The organism is Undibacterium sp. SXout20W (genome assembly GCF_049340285.1).
In the GTDB taxonomy this organism is placed as follows: Bacteria; Pseudomonadota; Gammaproteobacteria; order Burkholderiales; family Burkholderiaceae_D; genus Undibacterium.
This window is the reverse complement of record NZ_JBMPPH010000081.1, coordinates 1-6,031: the sequence shown is the minus strand read 5'-3', so window position 1 is coordinate 6,031 and position 6,031 is coordinate 1. Positions and strand designations below refer to the sequence as shown.

Annotated in this window: 2 tRNA genes and 3 rRNA genes; all 5 read right to left on the bottom strand. The window is 48.7% G+C overall.

The annotated features are described in order from the left end of the window. Window positions 1-48: 48 nt before the first annotated feature. A 5S ribosomal RNA gene (gene rrf, locus ACO0K1_RS19800) occupies window positions 49-161 on the bottom strand. A 199-nt stretch (window positions 162-360) separates the two neighbouring features. Then, window positions 361-3,238: ribosomal RNA gene (locus ACO0K1_RS19795) — 23S ribosomal RNA — on the bottom strand. 456 nt (window positions 3,239-3,694) lie between these two features. Further along, window positions 3,695-3,771: transfer RNA gene (locus ACO0K1_RS19790), tRNA-Ile, on the bottom strand. A 124-nt stretch (window positions 3,772-3,895) separates the two neighbouring features. Continuing rightward, window positions 3,896-3,971, bottom strand: a tRNA-Ala gene (locus ACO0K1_RS19785). Window positions 3,972-4,195: 224 nt separating this feature from the next. Beyond that, window positions 4,196-5,724 (bottom strand): 16S ribosomal RNA (locus ACO0K1_RS19780). The 16S, 23S and 5S rRNA genes sit together here with 2 tRNA genes alongside, the layout of an rRNA operon. Window positions 5,725-6,031 lie beyond the last annotated feature (307 nt).

The following is a 6,031-nucleotide window of genomic DNA, read 5'->3' as shown; positions in this document are numbered from 1 at the left end:
AAAAGCAAAACCCCTCACTGTTTTCACAGGGAGGGGTAGCAATAGGGAGCCTGACGATAACCTACTTTCACACTGGTTGCAGCACTATCATTGGCGCAGAGTCGTTTCACGGTCCTGTTCGGGATGGGAAGGGGTGGTACCAACTCGCTATGGTCATCAGGCATAACTTGTCGATCTGTTGTGTGTGCGTTGTTCTGCAGCCCACAGCAAATCCAATTCAGAAGAAGTTCGTAGAGTGTGCGTCGTCTTTATATCAACTCGCACTAATCTTGATTCATTTATTACTGGTTATGATTCGTATCCAACTCACTGGCATACACTTCATATTGCTCACTTGCAGCTACAACCTGCTAAGGTTATAGGGACAAGCCTTACGGGCAATTAGTACTGGTTAGCTTAATGCATTACTGCACTTCCACACCCAGCCTATCAACGTCCTGGTCTCGAACGACCCTTTAAAGAGATCAAAGTCTCTGGGAAGTCTCATCTTAAGGCGAGTTTCCCGCTTAGATGCTTTCAGCGGTTATCTCTTCCGAACATAGCTACTCGGCAATGCCACTGGCGTGACAACCGATACACCAGAGGTTCGTCCACTCCGGTCCTCTCGTACTAGGAGCAGCCCCCTTCAAACTTCCAACGCCCACGGCAGATAGGGACCAAACTGTCTCACGACGTTTTAAACCCAGCTCACGTACCACTTTAAATGGCGAACAGCCATACCCTTGGGACCGGCTACAGCCCCAGGATGTGATGAGCCGACATCGAGGTGCCAAACTCCCCCGTCGATATGAACTCTTGGGAGGAATCAGCCTGTTATCCCCAGAGTACCTTTTATCCGTTGAGCGATGGCCCTTCCATACAGAACCACCGGATCACTATGTCCTACTTTCGTACCTGCTCGACTTGTCAGTCTCGCAGTTAAGCACGCTTATGCCATTGCACTATCATCACGATGTCCGACCGTAATTAGCGTACCTTCGAACTCCTCCGTTACACTTTGGGAGGAGACCGCCCCAGTCAAACTGCCTACCATGCACTGTCCCCAACCCCGATCAGGGGCCAAGGTTAGAACCTCAAATAAACCAGGGTGGTATTTCAAGGATGGCTCCACGCAAACTGGCGTCCACGCTTCTAAGCCTCCCACCTATCCTACACAGATCGATTCAAAGTCCAATGCAAAGCTACAGTAAAGGTTCATGGGGTCTTTCCGTCTAGCCGCGGGTAGATTGCATCATCACAAACATTTCAACTTCGCTGAGTCTCGGGAGGAGACAGTGTGGCCATCGTTACGCCATTCGTGCAGGTCGGAACTTACCCGACAAGGAATTTCGCTACCTTAGGACCGTTATAGTTACGGCCGCCGTTTACTGGGACTTCAATCAAGAGCTTGCACCCCATCATTTAATCTTCCAGCACCGGGCAGGCGTCACACCCTATACGTCCACTTTCGTGTTTGCAGAGTGCTGTGTTTTTATTAAACAGTCGCAGCCACCAGTTTATTGCAACCCCTTCATCCTTCTGCCGCAGGGCAGTCAAACTACAAGGGCGTACCTTATCCCGAAGTTACGGTACCAATTTGCCGAGTTCCTTCTCCCGAGTTCTCTCAAGCGCCTTAGAATACTCATCTCGCCCACCTGTGTCGGTTTGCGGTACGGTCTCGTATGACTGAAGCTTAGAGGCTTTTCTTGGAACCACTTCCGATCGCTTCGTGAATTAATTCACTCGTCTCAACCCCTTGAATTACGCACCCGGATTTGCCTAAGTGCCTTCTACAAGTCAAGAACAGGCTCTTCCAACCGCCTGACGACCTTCTGTGATCCGTCCCCCCATCGCATCATACGACGGTGCAGGAATATTAACCTGCTTCCCATCAGCTACGCATCTCTGCCTCGCCTTAGGGGCCGACTCACCCTGCTCCGATGAACGTTGAACAGGAAACCTTGGGCTTACGGCGTGGAGGCTTTTCACCCCCATTATCGCTACTCATGTCAGCATTCGCACTTCTGATACCTCCAGCATCCTTTACAAGACACCTTCGCAGGCTTACAGAACGCTCTCCTACCATATGTCCTAAAACATATCCGCAGCTTCGGTGTATAGCTTAGCCCCGTTACATCTTCCGCGCAGGACGACTCGATCAGTGAGCTATTACGCTTTCTTTAAAGGGTGGCTGCTTCTAAGCCAACCTCCTGACTGTTTTAGCCTTCCCACTTCGTTTTCCACTTAGCTATACTTTGGGACCTTAGCTGGCGGTCTGGGTTGTTTCCCTCTTGACACCGGACGTTAGCACCCGATGTCTGTCTCCCAAGCTCGCACTCAACGGTATTCGGAGTTTGCAATGGTTTGGTAAGTCGCGATGACCCCCTAGCCATAACAGTGCTCTACCCCCGTCGGTGATACTTGAGGCACTACCTAAATAGTTTTCGGAGAGAACCAGCTATTTCCAAGTTTGTTTAGCCTTTCACCCCTACCCACAGCTCATCCCCTAATTTTTCAACATTAGTGGGTTCGGTCCTCCAGTGCGTGTTACCGCACCTTCAACCTGGCCATGAGTAGATCACTTGGTTTCGGGTCTACACCCAGCGACTATGTTCGCCCTATTCGGACTCGATTTCTCTACGGCTTCCCTATGCGGTTAACCTTGCCACTGAATGTAAGTCGCTGACCCATTATACAAAAGGTACGCAGTCACGGAACAAGTCCGCTCCTACTGTTTGTATGCACACGGTTTCAGGTTCTATTTCACTCCCCTCCCGGGGTTCTTTTCGCCTTTCCCTCACGGTACTGGTTCACTATCGGTCGATATCGAGTATTTAGCCTTGGAGGATGGTCCCCCCATGTTCAGACAGGATTTCACGTGTCCCGCCCTACTTGTCGCAAACTTAGTTCCACACCGATGATTTCATATAAGGGGCTATCACCCTCTATGGCCGGACTTTCCATTCCGTTCTATTATCAAAGATGCTAAATCTTGCAGGCTCTTCCCATTTCGCTCGCCACTACTTTGGGAATCTCGGTTGATTTCTTTTCCTGTAGCTACTTAGATGTTTCAGTTCGCCACGTTCGCTTTGCAATCCTATGTATTCAGATTGCAATGACCCTAAGGCCGGGTTTCCCCATTCGGAAATCTGCGGATCAATGTGTGTTTGCTCACTCCCCGCAGCTTATCGCAAGCTACTACGTCCTTCATCGCCTGATATCGCCAAGGCATCCACCATGTGCACTTAGTCACTTGTCCCTATAACTTTAACTCCTGGTGTCATCTTATTGAATCTCTTCAACAACATGGTTCATCACCAAGATCCGATTATAGTTCTTTACTACTTATGAGTATTACTTTAGCGTTTGCCGTATCTCAAGAATTTATTTTTTTCTAAAACTGCCTTTCGGCTGCTTTTGATCAAACTCTTTTTAATACTTTGTTTGTTCGATACAATCATAACCCTTCCATAAATTATTCAATGCAACTGTCGTTACATTAAACGAAACACTCTTCCGGGCATTTCCTTTACAGAAATAAATTTTGATTATTTCTACTTTACTTCTTCTAAATTGTTAAAGAACGAGAACTTCTTATACTGCTTGTCTTTCGCTTTGAAAGAACAAACCTAAATCTTCACTTCAACGACCATTGAGTTATTTCTCTCAATCTTGCTGACTTAGGTTTGTACTATCGCTTGTATTATCGATGTCTTGGTAGGGCTGGTTGGGCTCGAACCAACGACCCCCGCGTTATCAACACGGTGCTCTAACCAGCTGAGCTACAGCCCCGCAATCGACTGCTTAAAACGCGTTTGCTCTGCGTTGCAACTCCTTGCCGTACTTGCGTACTGTCTGCGTCGCTGCGCCTTGATCAACCTCGTTTGAATCAGTCTTTTATTTGACATCTACAACTTGGTGGAGGTTGACGGGATCGAACCGACGACCCCCTGCTTGCAAAGCAGGTGCTCTCCCAGCTGAGCTAAACCCCCTTATACTTCATTAAGCTACTGCGCCTTTCAATCTTCAACTTCCGATGCTCGTCGTACGTTTGTACGACTGTGCTTCTCAGCTGAACCTTGAAACGCTCGCTACGCTTTCTGAAGCATAACTACTCTTTTTTATTAAAGCTAACTTACTACTCAGCCTTAACTTATTCTCGTTATCTAATTTAACAGTCAATAAAAGTGAACACTTAACTAATACGCCACTCTAGAAAGGAGGTGATCCAGCCGCACCTTCCGATACGGCTACCTTGTTACGACTTCACCCCAGTCACGAACCCTGCCGTGGTAAGCGCCCTCCTTACGGTTAAGCTACCTACTTCTGGCAGAACCCGCTCCCATGGTGTGACGGGCGGTGTGTACAAGACCCGGGAACGTATTCACCGCGACATGCTGATCCGCGATTACTAGCGATTCCAACTTCATGTAGTCGAGTTGCAGACTACAATCCGGACTACGATACACTTTCTGGGATTAGCTCCCCCTCGCGGGTTGGCGGCCCTCTGTATGTACCATTGTATGACGTGTGAAGCCCTACCCATAAGGGCCATGAGGACTTGACGTCATCCCCACCTTCCTCCGGTTTGTCACCGGCAGTCTCATTAGAGTGCCCTTTCGTAGCAACTAATGACAAGGGTTGCGCTCGTTGCGGGACTTAACCCAACATCTCACGACACGAGCTGACGACAGCCATGCAGCACCTGTGTTCAGATTCTCTTGCGAGCACTCCCAAATCTCTTCGGGATTTCTGACATGTCAAGGGTAGGTAAGGTTTTTCGCGTTGCATCGAATTAATCCACATCATCCACCGCTTGTGCGGGTCCCCGTCAATTCCTTTGAGTTTTAATCTTGCGACCGTACTCCCCAGGCGGTCTACTTCACGCGTTAGCTGCGTTACCAAGTCAATTAAGACCCGACAACTAGTAGACATCGTTTAGGGCGTGGACTACCAGGGTATCTAATCCTGTTTGCTCCCCACGCTTTCGTGCATGAGCGTCAGTGTTATCCCAGGGGGCTGCCTTCGCCATCGGTATTCCTCCACATATCTACGCATTTCACTGCTACACGTGGAATTCTACCCCCCTCTGACACACTCTAGCCATACAGTCTCAAATGCAGTTCCCAGGTTGAGCCCGGGGATTTCACATCTGACTTATATAACCGCCTGCGCACGCTTTACGCCCAGTAATTCCGATTAACGCTTGCACCCTACGTATTACCGCGGCTGCTGGCACGTAGTTAGCCGGTGCTTATTCTTCAGGTACCGTCATTAGCAGTCTATATTAGAGACCACCGTTTCTTCCCTGACAAAAGAGCTTTACAACCCGAAGGCCTTCTTCACTCACGCGGCATTGCTGGATCAGGGTTGCCCCCATTGTCCAAAATTCCCCACTGCTGCCTCCCGTAGGAGTCTGGACCGTGTCTCAGTTCCAGTGTGGCTGGTCGTCCTCTCAGACCAGCTACTGATCGTCGCCTTGGTGAGCCTTTACCTCACCAACTAGCTAATCAGATATCGGCCACTCCATGAGCATGAGGTCTTGCGATCCCCCACTTTCCACCTTAGTGCGTATGCGGTATTAGCGTAACTTTCGCTACGTTATCCCCCACTCTAGGGTATGTTCCGATATATTACTCACCCGTTCGCCACTCGCCGCCAGGTTGCCCCGCGCTGCCGTTCGACTTGCATGTGTAAGGCATGCCGCCAGCGTTCAATCTGAGCCAGGATCAAACTCTTCAGTTTAATCTCTGTTTTTGTGTTCATTTCTGAACCCTGTCCTTGCAGACAGGTCGCTCACTCAAAATACTGACAGTTCCGTCATTCATTTCTGAACGACTTTCCTATTATTTATTTCTTGTGAAGCATTTGATATTTTTTAAGTATACCAACCAGTTAAAAACTGATTAGTGCGCTTTCATCAAGTGCTCACATTTATTGACTGTTAATTGTTAAAGAACCGAATGGTGTAAATTCTTTTCCGCTCAAATCTAAGCATTTATTTACCTGATTTAGCAACGAAGCGTTGTGTTCGTTTGCAGCAGAGAAGCGA